The 16,535-nt window shown below is 68.8% G+C and carries 8 protein-coding genes; 1 reads left to right on the top strand and 7 read right to left on the bottom strand.

Features of this window, described 5'->3' with window-relative positions; all coding sequences use genetic code 11:
- Positions 1-26: 26 nt before the first annotated feature.
- The 5 genes from ACIF9R_RS30465 to ACIF9R_RS30445 form a co-directional block, all read right to left on the bottom strand.
- Complete coding sequence (locus ACIF9R_RS30465) at positions 27-3,956, bottom strand: phage resistance protein (RefSeq protein ID WP_399985616.1); 3,930 nt, start codon at positions 3,954-3,956, stop codon at positions 27-29.
- Positions 3,957-4,234: 278 nt separating this feature from the next.
- Positions 4,235-4,792: a hypothetical protein gene (locus ACIF9R_RS30460; RefSeq protein WP_399985615.1), complete on the bottom strand. Its 558-nt coding sequence runs from the start codon at positions 4,790-4,792 to the stop codon at positions 4,235-4,237.
- On the bottom strand, positions 4,789-5,889 hold the full coding sequence (locus ACIF9R_RS30455) for a helix-turn-helix domain-containing protein (protein WP_399985614.1): 1,101 nt from the start codon (positions 5,887-5,889) through the stop codon (positions 4,789-4,791). The genes ACIF9R_RS30460 and ACIF9R_RS30455 overlap by 4 nt, the downstream gene beginning before the upstream one ends.
- 129 nt (positions 5,890-6,018) lie before the next feature.
- Positions 6,019-6,222: a DUF397 domain-containing protein gene (locus tag ACIF9R_RS30450; protein WP_399985613.1), complete on the bottom strand. Its 204-nt coding sequence runs from the start codon at positions 6,220-6,222 to the stop codon at positions 6,019-6,021.
- Positions 6,219-7,091 (bottom strand): helix-turn-helix domain-containing protein, encoded by an 873-nt coding sequence (locus ACIF9R_RS30445; protein ID WP_399985612.1) that lies wholly within the window; start codon positions 7,089-7,091, stop codon positions 6,219-6,221. The genes ACIF9R_RS30450 and ACIF9R_RS30445 overlap by 4 nt, the downstream gene beginning before the upstream one ends.
- A 184-nt stretch (positions 7,092-7,275) precedes the next feature.
- On the opposite strand from ACIF9R_RS30445, the gene ACIF9R_RS30440 reads away from it, so the two are divergent.
- Positions 7,276-7,938, top strand: a complete 663-nt coding sequence (locus ACIF9R_RS30440; protein WP_399985611.1) for an ATP-binding protein — start codon at positions 7,276-7,278, stop codon at positions 7,936-7,938.
- On the opposite strand, the gene pglX is transcribed toward ACIF9R_RS30440, so the two are convergent.
- Positions 7,939-11,667 (bottom strand): BREX-2 system adenine-specific DNA-methyltransferase PglX, encoded by a 3,729-nt coding sequence (gene pglX, locus ACIF9R_RS30435; protein WP_399985610.1) that lies wholly within the window; start codon positions 11,665-11,667, stop codon positions 7,939-7,941.
- Positions 11,668-11,739: 72 nt separating this feature from the next.
- Positions 11,740-16,437, bottom strand: coding sequence for a BREX system serine/threonine kinase PglW (pglW, locus tag ACIF9R_RS30430; RefSeq protein ID WP_399985609.1), 4,698 nt, complete (start codon positions 16,435-16,437; stop codon positions 11,740-11,742).
- Between the last annotated feature and the right edge of the window lie 98 nt (positions 16,438-16,535).

The following is a 16,535-nucleotide window of genomic DNA, read 5'->3' as shown; positions in this document are numbered from 1 at the left end:
CACCCTCTTCGCTCGTCGCCCGCCGCTCATTCCACGACCCGCCAGCTGATCTCGATCTCCGCGTCCGGCTCGGCGGCCGCCAGCTCGGCCAGTTCGGCCCGCAGCTCGGCCAGCGCGCGGGAGGCCGTGGTCCGGCCCCCGCCCGAGCGGCGTCCCGCGGCACGCCGGCCGTCGCCGGTACCGGGGTGGGCGGAGGACACGGGCGGTTGGCCGGTGCCGGTGCTCAGGCTGATCGCGTCGGGCCGGGTGAGGGGCTCGGTCGGCGCGGGCGCGGCGTACGCCTGTCGCGGGTCGGCGGTGCGTGCCTGGCTGCGTTCGATGACGGCGACGATGGACCGCCGTGCCTCCCGCAGCGCCTCCTTGAGGTCCTTGGTGCGCTGATCGACACGCGCCGCGCCGCGCAGCTCCTCCAGCACGGCCTCGCCCTGCGGCCCGTAGCTGGGCGCGAGCTTGAGCATGTCCCAGGCGGCGGTGGCCAGGGCCGCCGCGACGGCTTCGGCCTGCTTGATCGACGCACCGTAGCGGCTCGTCGGCACCTCGCCGAGATCGAAGCCGGCGAAGGCGGAGATGACCTGCTTGGCCACGGCGGAACCACCGGCCGGGCCCTGATCGAGGCCGCGCAGTTCGTCCAGCAGGTCCCGGGCCCGGCGGGCGATCGCCAGCCGGCCGGACTCGTCGGTGCCGTCCAGACCGAGGAGCGTCGCGTGCTGCTCCAGTTGCGTCACCAGATCGGCCGCGTGCGGCTGGTAGGTGCGGGCCCGCTCCGTGATGCGCCGGGCGAACTGCCCGACCATCCGGCCCCTGCGGAGCCGGGGCGGCTCCTCACCGAAGATCTCCCAGTAGCGGCGCCCGGCCTCCTCCCAGACGTGCTCCTCCGGCAGCGGCTGGGACCGCAGCGCGTCCTGGGGCTTGATCGCCGAGAGGTCGGGCGAGGGGTCGAGGAGCGCGCCGGCCCGTACCCAGACGCGGTCGTCCATCTCCGCGTACGACGCGATGACGAGGTGGGCGAGGAACGGCTCCAGGCCCATCGGTGCGGGACGGTCGATCCACTCGGTGAGGCGGCTGACGCTCAGGTCACCGGGACCGGCCTCGCCGCGCGCCTGGAGGGCGAAGTGCTCCGGCCAGCGGGTGGAGAGCCGGAAGTACGCCTCCTTCTGCTGACCGAGTCCCAGGGGCGTGGCGATGCGCCGCATGAGGTCGCGTTCCTTGCCCGGGATCTCGGTCTGCCGGTCACCTGCCTCCACGGCGGCGCGGATGTGCCCGAGCACGGCCCGCGCGTCGGCGAGCTTGACGAGGGTCCCCGTGCCGTCGGGGTCGAAGCCCGGGTGCGCGGGGAACTGGTGGGCCAGCAGCTTGCCCGCCACGTGCCGGATCGCGTCGCGCAGGGACTGCCCGATGGAGACGCGCAGGTCCGGCACGTCGGGCAGCGGTTCCAGGTGCTCGTTGAAGTCCGGGTTGACGTCGCCCGGCTTCTTGGCCGCGAGGCCGTAGGCCTGTTTGAAGGCCGCCTTCACGGTCTTGGTGAGCGTCTCGCGCTGGTCCTCCAGCAGTGCCTTGGCACGGGCCCGGTTGTCGGCGTTGAGGTGCTGGGCGTAGCTGGTGTCGAAGCGCCGCTGGTCGGCGAGCGCGTAGTGGAGGACGACCAGCCGCTGGAAGTCCTGGAAGCGGCCGGTGGACAGATGCGTGGGAATCCATCCCACGGTGCGCGGCCGGTCCCCGGGGAGCCGACGCAGCTCGGCCATGCGGTTGGCGTCCTCGCGCGGCCCGTACTCGCCCTCGTCGTACGGCAGATCGATGATCATCCGCCACAGCCCGTCCTGGCTGGGGGCGAAGTCGTGGTCCTGCAGGTCGTCGTGGTCGGCGATGTTGCCGAAGACGACCTCCATCGTGCGCTGCGAGCCGCGCCAGACGAACTTCAGCTCGTCCGCGGTGAGCCGTTCCTGGAGCTCGATGCCCAGCTCCTCGGCGAGGAGCCGCTTGGCGAGGGAGCGGCGGTTGGCGCGGTTGTTGTTGACGTTGGCGTTGGCGATGACGGAGTCCACGTCCACGCCGGCCAGTTCGAGCCGTACGCCCGGGTTGGTCTTGGTGCCGGTGGGCTTGATCTCTGCGAAACGCGCCGCCCACTCGTCGACCTTCGACTGGATCGCGCCGACTTCCGCTCCCGGGATGGGGGAGATGACCGAGCCGTGGTTGAGGGCCGCGAGCCGCCGGATCGTCAGGTCCCGCAGCGCGGGCACGCTGGGCGCCAGCGCGGACAGCAGCAGCGTGCACATCAGCCGGTCGTCGCCCACGAACGCCTTGCACCGCTGCAAGAGCCCCTGGTCGGTGACGGTCTCGCGGCGGTGGCGGTAGCGCTCGATGTCCTCCTCGGTGACGTCGTACATCGCGAGCAGGTAGGGCCGAAGCTTGGTGCGGTACAGCTTGTCCGCGGCCTGGAACTCCACCTTCAGACTGTCGACGAAGGGCCGGTCGCCGCCGTCGGCGATGACCGGGTAGAGGTCGCCGAGCGGGATGAGCTGCTCCAGCGTCGCGTCGTTGCGATGGTCGGCCAGCAGCTGGCCCATCAGCTTCAGACCGGTACGGGAGCGCTGCAGCGCCGAGGAGATGTGGACCAGGGTGTCCATGAAGGAGGGAGAAAAGGGATACGTCAGCCGGAAGGACGCCTCGTCGGCTCCGGTCGTCCCCTCGTCGGAGCCCAGCAGCACGTCCCACACCTGCGGCCCGACCCGCTTGATCTTCGCGAAGGCCGCGTCGAGCTGGGCGGCGGCCTCCGCGTCCTTGGGCCGCAGGAGACGGGCGTGGGCGATCTGCGGGAGGTTGCGGTCCTCCAGCGTGATCTTGTCGAAGCGGCCGGAGGCGAGGTTGAGACTGTCCTGGATGGCGGTCTCGGCGGCCCCGGACACCTCCTGGCCGACCAGCTCCCGCAGGTCCCGCTGCCGTGCGATGAACGACACGATCGGGATGGCGCGGCGCGAGTCGGCGCCCTCCACGAAGTTGGTGATCTTGTCGGCTTCGCGGGAGACGAACTTCTGGTCGTGGATACGGTTGGCGAGCCAGAGGATCAGCTCGTCCATGAACAGGATCAGCCCGTCGTACTTGAGCGACTTCGCGTGCTCGGCGATGACGGCGAGACCGGCGTCGAGCGAGATGAAGCCGTGCTCGTCCTCAGCGGCGTTCTTCGCGAAACCGGGGAACCAGCTGGTGCTCGCGTCGTGCACCAGCTTGGCCCGCAGCTCGGCAGGGGTGGTCGGGTTGACCAGGTTGAGGTTGGTCTCGGCACCGTCCAGTTCCTCGGCGGCGAGGGCGGTGTCGAGGAGCGCCGGGGTCCAGGCGAAGGAGTCCCCCCACTCGTCGTCGGTGTCGACGGCGTCCGCGTCGGACGCGGCTCCGGCGAGCCCTTCGATGAACTGGTCGTCGCCCATGCGGTCCCGCAGCGCGCGGATGTCCGCGAAGAGGGAGTCGGTCCGGTAGACCTGCGGAGTGGGCGCCTCGGGGTGCAGCGCCTTGACGTGGCCGACGTACCCGCCGAGCACCCGCTGCTCCAGGGACTTGGCCCCGAGCATGTGGTACGGCACGAGCAGGAACTTCTTCCCGTCGGTGCTCAGCCACTCGTGCTTGGCCAGCACCGGGTCGAAGTCGGTCCGGGCGCGCGCGGCCGCGTCGCCCCGGAGCAGGGCGTGCAGCACGGCCATGAAGTGCGACTTACCGGAACCGAACGAGCCGTGCAGATAGGCGGCCTTCGACGTCTGCCCGTCCAGCGCGGTCCTGATCAGACTCAGCGCCTCGTCGAAGTTCTCGAGCAGGCGCTCGGTGACGACGTAGTCGCGCAGCGCCCGCTCGGCGCCCTCCGGGGTGACGGCCTCGGCCAGCTTCAGGACGAAGTCGGAGGTGGAGATGGACGTCTTGATGTCGATGACATCGCGGAGGAGGGGGGCTGTGGCGGCGGTCGGTGCCATCTCTGTCTCGCGTCTCCTGCTGATCGTGTCCTGCGTCTACGTCCACCGGGCAGCGCGGCGCGTCCCCCCGTCGACCGGAACGACGAGCGACGGCCGGCACCGCGCACTGCCCCGGAAGCACCGTCCCCCACGGTGTGTCGCGTGGGGACGGCCTTCGATCGTATCGGGCGGGTCGGGCATGGGGTGTAGGGGTGAAGGGGACGAGGGGCGAGGGAGGGGGAACGGCCGACCCCCGGATACTCAAACGAGTCATAGTAAGAAGAATGTGAGCAAGCGGCTCACAGCAATCCGTTCTTCCTCGCCCACTCGGGGAAGTCACCGTGACCGCACGGGTAGCGAGCGCCTGACGCGAGCAGCGCGTCGACCAGGGTGGACGCCACGTACTCCGTCGCGCGGCCGTCCCGCACCCCCTCCGCGATCACCCGCAGCACACCCCACACGGTGAGGCCACCGGCGCGGGCCGCCCTGCGCGCGTCCAGGTCGTCGACCACGGCGACCGCGCCGTGCACGTCGGCCCAGGCGAGCACGGTCGCCTCACCGTGGTTGGACTTCTGTCCGGAGACGCGTTCCATCCATCGCACCAGCGCGGTCAGCTCGGCGAGACCGTCCACGTGCTGGACCTCCAGCCACCCCAGACCCGAGACGTCCAGGTCGTAGTGGCGCAGTTCCTCGATGACCGCGGCCGTGGTGACATTGCGGCGGGGTAATCCCCGGTACTCGGCGGCGAGGTCCGCCAGGGTGTCCACGCGTCCGGCTTTGATCGCGTGATGCAGCGGCGACGTGTCCCATACGAGAAGCTGTCCGGCCGGCCTCGTTCCCTCCCCTTGCATGCTCACGGCCCGACGTCCTCCAGGTCCTGCTCCGGCAGCTCGCTCTCCTGCAAGGCGCCGTACAGCAACTCGACCGTGCGTGCCGCCGACACCGCCCCGGCCTTCCAGGCGGCCAGGACCGCCTGTCTCCAGGCCGTTCCGGTGGCGCCCGTTTCGAGGTCCGGTACGGGCTCGGCACCACGGACGGCCAGGAAGTCGCCGCGTACCGGCGTATCGGCCTTGAGGCGGCGAGCGGCGGCCGTGCCCACCAGCCCGAGCCACCGTGCCCTCGACACGGTGGACGACCAGGAGAGCCTGTAGTCCGCGGCGATACCGATCAGGGCTTCCCGGGGGGAGACGCCCCGGTCGACCGCTTGCCGGAAAACGGCGTCGAATTCATCCTCGGGGAGCAGGAACTCCCCGGCGAAGTCGTCGATGGCCTGTTCCCGCTCGTCCCGGCTAGCGGAGACCCCCGCGTCGCTGTGGTATTCGTCCCGCAGCAGGTGGTGTCCGAGCTCGTGGGCGGCGGTCCAGCGTCGGCGGCCGGGGGCCGAGTGGCCGCTGATCACACTGACCCCGTAGGAGTCCAGGAGGAGGGAAGCACCCTCGGAGGGTTCCGGGGCGACGGTCAGATACAGGCCGAAGCGTTCGGCCACGGAGGCCATGGGCCCCAGTGGCCCCGGGGGGAGGCCGGCCACGCGTCGTGCTTCACGTGCCAGAGCGGTCGGATCGGCCTCGGTGCAGCCGAGGAGATTGTCCAGGTGGGGTGGGGTGAGGAAGCCCTCCGTCACCAGCCACTCCGCGTTGCGCGCGTGTTCCTCCAGCCGGATGTCCAGCCGGTAGCTGTCACGCGTGGCCGCGTCGGCGGGGGAGTCGAGCGTCTTACGGCGGGAGACGAGCGCAGCGGGTGGCTGGGTGAGGAAGTGCGCGGGCGGTGCGTCCAGGATCTCGGCGATCCCGAAGAGCTCGAGCGCGGACACCTTGCGCTCGCCCTGTTCCATGCGCACCACCGCAGTGCGGTCGACCCCTATGCGTGAGGCCAGCTCGCCTTGGCTCAACCCGGCTGACTCCCGGGTCTGGGCGATACGGCTACCGATCTCTGCCCAGCTCTGCACGCTCTCCATGTGTGCAATTTTCGCACACCTGGGGGGTGTGTCGAGCTGGTTGCGGTGACTGGGCACGGAGGAGTGAATGAGGAGGGCGTCGGTAGGGCCCCCAGCTGGGGGAGGGGGCGCGCTGCCGTGGTGGTCGGCTCAGCTGAGGTGGTTAACGAAGGCACGCCAGGCGTGAGGGGTGAAGGCGATCATGGGTCCGGAAGGACGCTTGCTGTCGCGAACAGGGATGAGGGTGGGGATGTTGTGGGCGACTTCAACGCACTCGCCTTGCCCGCCGCTGTAGCTGCTGACGCGCCATATCGCTTCCGCGAGGATGGGCGAGGAGAGGAGGTCCCGGCTCATTGTGTGTGCTCCTTGGCGATTCGGCGGATGAGCCTGAGCGATTCCGTTGGTGGCAGCGCCGACGTGCGGGCATCGTCGAAGAGGTCGCGGTAGTGGGCCACCTCGGTCTCCTGCTCCATCCAGATGTTGCCGATCGGGGTTTCTGTCAGGACAAGGTCCAGCGCCGACACCCGCGGGAAGCTCAGCAGTAGGTATGGGCCGAACATACCTGAGTGGGCACCGCGCGAGAACGGCAGTACCTGGACGGTGATGTTGGATTGTTCAGCCATGGTCGCCAGGTGTTCGAGCTGGTCACGCATCACGGCGGGGCCTCCGACCTGCTGGCGGAGTACGCCTTCGGCGAGTACAGCCCAAAGCTCCAACGGCGCCTCGCCGGCCAGCCTTTCCTGCCGGGCGATCCGCACCTGCACGAACTGGTCGATCTCCTCGGCTGTCTTCCATGCGCGAGAAGCCACGGTGATCGCACGTCCGTAGGCGGGCGTTTGTAGCAGGCCTGGAATCAGCTGAGCCTGGAACGTTTTGATGCTGTCGCAGATGCTCTCCATCTCGATGTAGTCCCGGTACGTGTCAGCGAGGACGGCGCCGTACTGGTGCCACCAGCCCTCGCGGCGGCGCCGGTTGGCTCTGCGGGCCAGGGAGCCGAGTCGCTCACGTGTCTCTGAGTCCACCACTCCGTATGTCTGCATGAGGGCGATCAGATCCGGGGTGCGTACGGGCACATGCCCATTCTCGATGCGACTGATCTTTCCCTTGGTGCAGTCGAGCGCCTCGGCCGCCTGCGTCGTGGTCAGACCCGCGGTCTCGCGCAAGCGCCGCAGCTCGTCGCCCAGTTGGCGCCCGAGCACGGTGGACGGTTTCACGTTTGGCATAGGTAACTCCCTACCAGGGCTGTTGTCGGGTTGCTTGCGGATTACCCGAAAGGGTGAATTGCAGCCCCGCTATCCCTTCAACGTTGCGCCGTCTCATCGTTTCACGGCACTCTCGTCGTCGGAAGCCCATCTTCCGCAGCGTTGCTGGGACTTGATCACCAGCTATCGATCCTCAGGGAGCGTCATGGCAAAGAGCCTGGGCTCGAACGAAGTTACGTTCCGGCTGTCGCGTTGTCGTCGAAGTGTGCCGAGATCTCGGGCGGTGCTACATGCAGTGCTCAGTGGCTGGGGCGCAGGCCCAGACGTGCTGGATTCAGCAGAGCTAGTGCTCTCGGAGCTGGTGACCAACGCGCTGCGCGTGCGTGTACCGAGCGACCGGCAGGTGGGCGTACGGATCGCGCAATTGCTTGAGGACGGGCTTCTGAGGCTTGAGGTCAGCGATGCGGGTTCAGGCAGGCCTGAGGTGCGGGCTCCTGGTGATGACGAGACCGGCGGGCGGGGGCTGTTGCTCGTGGAGGCGTTGGCTCACCGCTGGGGAGTTGATGAGCGCGCGGGCGGGATCGGCAAGACCGTATGGGCCGAGCTGAAGGCGCCGGACATCGTGGCTGAGCCCGTCGGACGGGAAGTCGCGGCTGTCATGGTGCGGCCTGGGCAGCGCGTGCGAGCGTGGGGTGAGTGGCACCTCGTCCGCACGGTTCACACCGAGTCGTATGCGGCTGGTGGACTCGCCATCTTGCTCGGACTGGACGGGGGCCCGGCACTACGGGTACACGCGGCCGAACCGTTGACCGTGCGGGACGATGGTGTGCCCTCCACGCGAGGGAGCGGGGAGGGCACACCAGGGTGATCAGCCCTTGGCCGGCTTCCCGGGACGCCAGGCACGCAGGTCGTCGTCGGTCAGTCCGTGTTCGCCCTGCTTGGTCGCCCGATACCCCGCGAAGAAGGCTGCGGGAGAGCCGCCGTACAGGGCATCGAACTCGTCGTGCCACTGGTCGAGCCAGGGTTGGAGTTCAAGGAGGCCGGCGAGCAGCGGGGTCATCTGCGCGTCGGACAACTCGTCGTGGTTCGTGAAGTACGTGCCGAGGGCCTGCGCCTGCTCGCGGTGGTCCCAGCCCGCCCAGCCGAACAGGTCCGGAACGCCGGAGATCGGGCCGGTGGCGTAGGAAATGAACCGCTCCTTCGGTACGTCCAGCTTCCCGCGGGCGCGCCAATAGGACGGCCTGAGGAAATCGGCCGACGTGTACTTCGGCGGCACGGGGATGGAGTCCCGGATCCTCCGCTTGGCGGGCTCGTCCGGGCCGGCGTCTTCCTGTCGCTGAAGATCCCAGACATGCTCCCAGTCGGCACGCTTCCTCAAGCCGCTGGGCTTGTAGCGCAGGGCGGCGAGGAAGGGGACGTGCTCGTTGGCAAGGAGATCCGCGACAACGATCGCCAGCTCCTTGCGAGGTTCGTACAACTCTGCGACGGAGACGAAGTCCTCATCGAGGGAGAGGGCGGAGGTGAGCTGAGCACGGGTGAGGATGGTCGGCTGGTCGTCCTGGAACCAGAGTTCGCGGGTCTCCATGCGGTCGAGTAGCCAGGAGCGCAGGGCCTTCTCCTGAAGAGCATCCCAACTTTCGGTTGCCCAACGACGCTTGTATTCGGGGCGCTCGACCATCCCAATGGCGTGAGAGGACTCGATGACGTGGATGCGCTTCTGGACGACGGCCTTGTACGTGTCTGACCAGTGCTCGGGGAGGGTGGTGATGGGGGTAGATCCGTGCCGCTTGAACCACTCGTCGGACGCCTCGCCCTTCTTAACCCGCCGAGCAAGCACAATTTCGAACGCCCTTTCACCAAGGGTGAGTTCGGGTACTGCGGTCTCCGGGGCGCGGAGGTCTTCGGAATGCAAGCTGTAGAGAGAGTAGACCTGCCAGTCCAGTTCCTCCTGCAAGGCGATCATTTGAGACCGAATGGATTCCCAGCTGGCATGGGCTTCGCGGAGGTCGGATGCGCCAGGTGTGCCAGATGCAGTTATGGCGGATGGGGCAATAGATGCGAGTTGCTGGGCGAGGGCGTCGAGAGAAGTAGCGAGAGAGGTCGAAGGGGTTGCGGAAATAGGAAATTTCTGAAGTTTCGTCCCTGTGAACTCGTAGAAGCGTTCCCAGTCGTGGGACTTAAATCCCTCGTTTACTCCTTGGCTTCCCTTGTCGTGGCTTACCATTTTGAGCCAGAAGCATGCGGTCGAGCTATTGAGTAGTCCTAGCAGTTGGTAATGTTCTTCCTCGCTTGCGTCCTTGTGTAGTTTGATAACTGGCGCGGTGCGAATGAAGACCTTCTCGCCTCGATCTAGTGCGAAGTGATTATGTGTACTTACGAAGGGAAAGGCAATTGACAGTGGGGTCCTGTATCTCTCTTTGAAGAACATTGAGTATTCGAACCAGTTGAGTCCGCGCTCAATTTGCGTCTTGCCGAAAGCGACACGACCGCGGAGTTGGCTGCGGTAGGGCCAGAGTGTGCGTTCAACTGGTGTCGGAGATTGTGCAGATAGGTCCTTGGCGGAGTAAGGCCAGAGTGACTGTACAGGGCTCCATACAAGAAAGTCTCGAACCTCAGTTCCTTCTACGAGGGGGCGCTGGTATTCCGCAGGGATACCTCTACGACGAAGAGTTCCAGATCCGATCATGTAGGCGTTGTCTTCGCGAGTTACGGCTCCGGCTCCGACATCGACTGCAATCGTGGCCAGGGTTGTCTGCGCTGTCGATTCCAACTTTTCGACCATCTCAAGGCCGCCACTGGCCAAAATCCACGGTTGTCTGTAGAAGTGCCGGCGGCGTTCCAGGTCATCCACCGATACCCACTGACTGATGGATCCGGGGCGATCGATTTGGTTCACGATAGCGCTCCAGACCAGTCCGTCCGCTCCATCTTCCGGGGTGGTAGGTTCGCCCTGGATGCTACGCACGGTACGGATTGTCGGCGCGCGCCCACTGCCAGACCGTCGTCGGCCTACGAGGATTACGGTTGGAGTCCCGTGTCCTGGAATATACGTCCCTGACGTATCAATGACCTCAGTCAATTCTACCTTGTGGGCAAAATACTCCTCGATCAGCTTGGATCCGAACTCTCGCTTCATGAATGAGTTTGCGGTAATCTGACCGACGGCGCCGTATCCGTGCCCGTCGGGCTCTCCGACCTTAGCCAATTGAAAGAACCGCTCAGCGAATGGCACGGACAACGCGTACGCGCCTGCACATGATGCGTAAAGATCCCGATATAGGGCGCTGAGTTTTTTGTCCTTGACTGTGATGTAGGGCGGGTTCCCCACCACCACGTCATAACGCCCCTGCTCCAGGATCCCCGGATGCTCGTGCACGTCCTCCGTGGCATACGAAAATTCCGCCAGCGGATCCCTGTATTCCTCATCCCCAAGCGTTAGCTCAAGCTGTCGCGCCTTGATCAGCGAGTCGCCCACCGCCAGATGGATTGGCCAGTCGTACCGCCCCGCCTCCGCTAGTGTCCGTACCCCCGACACCGCCATCGCAGCCACCAACAACCGAAACCGTGCAATAGCCACAGCGAACGGATTGATGTCCACCCCGTGCACGGAGTTCAACGCAGCCCGCACCCGCTCATGCACATCCCGCCCAGAATCCCGCTTCGCCCAGAGCCGGACCATCCGCCGGAACGCACCCAGCACGAAGTGCCCCGACCCACACGTAGGGTCGATCATCTTCAGCTCGCCGAACCGCCCGCCCAGCTCCCGCACCACCGGATCCATCGTCCGGTCGAGGATGAACTCCTCCACGAACTCCGGGGTCTGGAGCAGCGCGTACGTCTTCCGGGCCGCCTCCGACAGATCCTGGTACAGGTCACCCAGGAACCGCGTGTCCCACCCCTTAGTCCCGTCCTCGTTCAGCGAATCGGTGAAGTCGTGGACCAGCTCACCGTCCTCCCGCCGCTCCCGCCAGAACTCGACCAGCGCCCGCGCCCCGTCGTGCGAGATCGGAATCTGATATAGCGGGTTGCGCCGCCTGTCGAACAGCAGCTTGCCGGCCTGCCCGGAGCCCAGCTCCGCGAACGCCTGCTCCAGCCACCCCCGGTACGTGGGGTCCTGCTCGTCCTCCACGTACTGCCGGTACCGAGCCTCCGCCAGATCCCGCCGCTCCGCGTCGGGCCCCGTGAGGTACGGCTCCGGGATCAGCCGGTTGTCCTCGCAGAACCGCACGAACACCGTGCCCAGCACCCACGCCACCGCGACCTGAGTGACCCGCTCGTCCAGCCACGCGCTCCACGTCGCCCCCGTACGCCCCAGCTTGAATGCCTGGTCGTACTCGGCCCGCAGCCTCCCGGCGACCGCCTCCGCCCCCCGCACCAGCTCGGCACGCTCCTCCGGCAGCTCGGCCAGCCGCTCCTCCAGCCAGGCGTCCCACTTGGGGTTCCCTTTGGGATCGGCCTTCTGCAGCTTGCCGTACTCCGTGCGCAGCGGCTTGAGGACGGTCTCGCCGTCCCGTACCTGTCGGCCGAGGTCGGCCTCGACCGCCTTCACCTGCTTGATCAGGTCCGTCAGCAGGGCCTTGGACTTGCGGTCGATCACCTGGACACATCTCCTGTCGTCATCCCCACCCATACGCGAGCGGCTCCGCATGCGGCACTCGCGCTCAGCGCGTCATCCCCGTAGCCCGCCGGCCATGGCATGCTCCGGCTTCGCGCGGTGCGCGTTCCGTACCCAGAACTCGTTCAGCACGATCCACTCACCGAGCCCCGACTGGTACGGCACTGCCACCGTTCCCAACCGCGGCGGCCGGGCCGGGTCGCTCTGCGGGCACAGCAGCCACAGCGCGCGGCCCCCGCCCCGCGACCGTTCCGCCAGCCGCTCCAGCACACCCATCGCGTCGTACCGAGCGAAGACCCCGGCGTCCGTCAGCAGCAACGGAGCGGCAGCAGACCCGCCCCCGCCGCCACCGCCCCTGGAAAGCGCGCCCCCCGGCCCCAGCAGCTCCCCGATCCGGGGCTCCACCAGCCCCCACGCCGTCCCCGCGTACTCGGCGAACTTCATGGCCCCCGGCGTTCCCGGCTTCGCCACATCCGCGCGCAGGATCGTCTCCCACGTCGGCTTGGGCCTGGGGTCGACCAGCTCGTGCAGCGCCCGCACGAACAGCTCGGCCACCGACACCACGACGGCCCCGCCGCCGAAGTCGTCGCGGCCCAGCTCGTCGATCGCGTCCCGCGCCCACTCCGTCGGCACCGTCAACACACGGAACCCGTCCCGCCGCGCCGAGGCCTGCAACCGGTCCTCGGCGGTGCCCGCCGCCGCGAGTTCAGGGTCGTCGGAGTAGCGGTGCGCGGAGACGGTGCCCGTCGGCTGCCGTCGGGCGTCCGACGACAGGTAGACCGACGTGCCGTCCGGGTTGCTCGGCAGGTAGCGCAGCGTCCCCGTGCTCTTGCGCGTCGACAGCACCAGGTCGAAGCCGGCCTCCCGCAGGGCCTTCGTCAGCGGGCCGCCCGTGGGCAGGGCACGCTCGCCACGCTCGTTCAGCAGCTCCGGGAAGCGGGCCCACACCCGCTCGTGGACGTCGTCGGCCGTCAGGCCCGGCTGCTCGGCCTCCGCCATCCCCGGGATGAGCGGCACCAGGCCGGCCTGGGTGAGGCGCAGCGCACGCACCAGCGGCAGCTTGCGCGGGTAGATCTCCAGGCGGGGCGTCGCGGCGGCACGGCGGGAGGCGGCCACCGCGATCTCCACCATGCGCCGGTCGTCCCACTGCACCGCCGCACTCGGCGGCGGCACGGCACTCAGCTCGGCCACGACGGTCGCCGCCGTCGGCAGGGTGTCGAGCTCCGCCATGTCGTCGGCGATACGGCCGAGCCGCTGGGCGTAGTGGAGCAGGCCCGGCGCGGACGGTGTGTCCGGCGCGTCGTCCGCGCCCACCTCCAGCGCCAGCAGCCCCGCGCCCATGCTTTCGTCGGCCGCATCACGGTTCGGGGCGTGCTGGAACTCGGCCTCGTCCGGGACGAGTTGCTCGACCTCTACCACGGCCCGTACGGCGGCCAGGGCCAGGGCCCGGCGCTGCTCGCGTTCCTGGAGCTGGGTGCCGCGCCGTACGGTCAGGGCGTCCGCGATCTCCGCCGCCGAAGCGACCCGGCCCAGGTCGCGCAGCAGGCCCAGGACCTCGCCGCGCAACGCCCGTACCGCCGGGTGCTTCTTCCAGCGAGTCCGCTGGTTCTTCAGCATCTGCGGGATGCGGCCCCGCGACAGCCCGAGCGCGTGCGCGACCTCCGTCTGCGTCGGCCAGACCCCGACCTCCGACGGCACCACACCCTGCTCGTCGGGCAGCCGCAGCAGCAGCCGCACCATCTCGCACTCGTTGCGGTTCGAGCCGTCCTTGCGCAGCGGCGGCACGAACACCGTGGCGAGGGTGTCGAGGCTGACGCCGCGCAGCGCCCGCTCCGGCAGCGCGTCCGCACCGGCACCGCCGTTCGCCGCCACCGCGTCGGCCGCCGCGGCCTCGACGGCCGACAGTTCCTCCTTCGCGGCCCTGCGGCCCTCGGGGGTGAGCGGCGCGGCGGGCTTCTCCGCCAGCCTGAGCCGCCACTGCTTGATGCGGCCCAGGACCTCCTTGCGGGTCTTGGCGCCGAGACCGGGTGCGTTGACGAGCCGGCGCTGGCTGTAGTCGAGCAGCCCGCCGACCGTGTTGACCCCGAGGCCGTACACGAACGACTCCGCGGCCGGGCTCAGGCCCGACGACGAGATCGGGGTGTCCCGGTCGACGCCCTCCGCCAGCCGCTCGCGCTGCTGCTCGGCGCTCTCCTCCTCGGCCTCCGGGATGGCAGCGTCCGGGGCGTGCCGCGCCGCCTCGCCCTGTGCGGGCAATGCCGTGTGGCGTGACGGACGGCGGGACGAGGGCTTCGCCTCGTCCATGGCGAGGAAGATCTTCTTCCAGGCGTCGCGCATCGGCTTGAGGTCGGCGAAGCGCTGGGAGGCGTCCCGATGCAGGGCCTTCTGGAAGAAGGCGACCAGGCCGTCCCGTACCGCCGGGTCGAAGGCGTCGGCGGCGATCCTCGGGTGCGGCTCCTTCTCCGGGTCGGTCTGGCGCGGGGAGACTTTGCCGTCGCCCCATACCGGGAGTTCCCGGGACGCCATCTCGTGCAGGGTGACGGCCAGGGCGTAGCGCTCGGCGTGGGCGTCGTAGACCGAGCGGTCGGTGAGCGTGCCGATGAACGGGTCCAGGTAGCCGTCCGTGCCCGCCGCGGTCTCGTTCACCGGGTAGCCCGCGAGCGAGAAGTCGATCAGTACCAGTTCGCGGGTGCGGTTCGGGCGGACGCGGATCGCGATGTTGTCCGGCTTGATGTCGCGGTGCCACACGCCCTCGCCCTCGAGGAAGTCCACCGCGCCGAACAGGTAGTCGCCGTAGGCCTCGAGCTGGTCCACGGACAGGCGGCCGAACTCGCGCAGCTGCCGGGCGACCGTCTCCTCCCGGCGCCGGCGCTTCGTGCTCGTCGCGGACGGGTCGCCGCTCTCCTCGCGCTCGTCACCGACGTACTCCATGACCAGGACCGTGCGCGGGCCGATGCGCTGCGGCTCCGGCTCGACCAGGCGGATCACCCGGGAGTCGGGGCGGAGCCGGCCCAGCACCTCGGCCTCGCGGCGCAGCACCTCGCCACGGCTGTCCGACGTCGCGACCTTCAGCACCGCCAGCGACTTCGAGAAGCGCACGTCCGGGCCGGCGGTCAGGTCCCGCACCAGGAACGCGCGGCTCGTCGAACCCGTACCGAGGCGGCGCCTGACCTCCCAGCGGCCCGCCAGCACATCGCCCGCGACCGTGTCCAGCGGGTCCTTCTCGGGCTCGGCGGGGCGAGGGACCTCGGCCGTCGGCGGCTCGGTCAGCTCCGCCTCGACGACCTCCAGCATGTCCAGGAAGTCGTCCACCGACGTCAGCCGGACGGAGACGTCGTAGGCGGTGGCCGCCTGCACCAGCTCGTCGATGTAGGGGGAGAGGCCGTCCACGACGGAGCTGGGGCGCAGGCCCTCGCCGGCCTCGTAACGGGCCACCAGTTCGGCCTGGCTGGCGGCCGGCGGCCTTCCGGTGACCAGGAGGTAGGTGAGGACACCGAGTCCGTACACGTCCAAGGCGACCGGGTCGGGCCTGAGCGCGGTCAGCTCCGGGGCCAGGTACGGGTCCGCACCCTCGGCGAGGTGCGCGCCCGCGCGCGAGAAGGTCGTGGGGGCGAACCGCTCGCCGCTTCCGGCCACGCCCTGCTCAGGGCTGCGCTGGACGGCCACCTGCCAGTCGGAGATCTGCAGGTGCGGGCTCGACCAGGCGCCGGTCTCGCCCTCGGAGTCGCCCCGGGCGGTGCGGCCGCGCGGGATGACGTGGACCGCGCGGGCCGCCAGGGTGCGGTGGAAGATCCGGCGGCCGTGCGCCGAACGCACCGTCTCCGCGAGCTGCCGCACCAGTGCCATCCGGCTGAGGATGTCCAGCTTCTCGCCGTACTGGATCAGGTACTCGTCCAGGCGCAGGGTCCGCGGATCGAAGTCGAAGATCAGAGCGGGGCCAGCCGAGTGCCCGGACGGGTCGTACTGCTTGAGCTGGACGACACCGGGATGCCGGAAGTGGCGCAGCACGGCGGCCTCGCGGCGGGCGGCCCGCTCGACGGAGGCCCGCAGCTCGGCGTCGGACCCGCGCTCGCGCAGGTAGACGCGGATGCGGGCGGCCTCCGGCAGCTCACTGTGCTGGGCCAGGTAGTCGGCCCACGTCGGGCCCGAGTCGAACGACTTCCGGCTGAGCAGATAGGGGCCGACCTTGTACTCGGCGTCGCTGCGCGCGATGCCGATGCGCTCCAGGGCCGCCTTGATCCGGCGCGAGCGCGCGGCGTCGATCCGGCGGTGCTCGTCCTTCGGCGGCTGCTTCAGCATCTCGGTGAGCTGGTGGACCGTGAAGACGCCGTTGCGGTCGTGGGCGGGCAGCCGGTTGCGCAGGGAGGAGTCGGTGAAGCAGACGGCCTCCGACACCCACACCCTCTCGCCGTGCTGCTGGAGCAGGGTGGCCAGCTCCTTGGCCTTCTTGTTGGCCAGGTGCAGCGGGTTGCCGTGGGGAACCTTCCGGCCACTGGGCTGCGTCTGCAGCCAGGTGCCGTTGCGGGACTCGACGGAGCCGTGCCAGTCCTTCAGCTCGATCAGGTGGACCCCGCCCGGGGCGATCACCAGCAGGTCCACCTCCCGGACGTGGCCGGTGAGGGCGGTGAAGGTGAAGTTCGACCAGGCTCGCCAGGGATCGTTGTCCGGGAGTTTCTCGCGGACGGCCTCCAGGCCCCGGTGCTCATGCTGGAACTCCGAGTCGGTGACCGCGGTCCACCGGCCGTCCCGCATGTGCCATCCCCGCTTCGTGTCGCTCTGTGTCGGTTGCTGCTGCTCAGGCAGCAAAATTCCCCGCTCAGATCGTAGCGGGACGCAGGAGCAGGGCGAAG

The sequence above is a fragment of the Streptomyces sp. NPDC086080 genome, from assembly GCF_044540255.1.
Taxonomy (GTDB): domain Bacteria; phylum Actinomycetota; class Actinomycetes; order Streptomycetales; family Streptomycetaceae; genus Streptomyces.
This window is presented reverse-complemented; position numbering and strand designations above follow the sequence as displayed.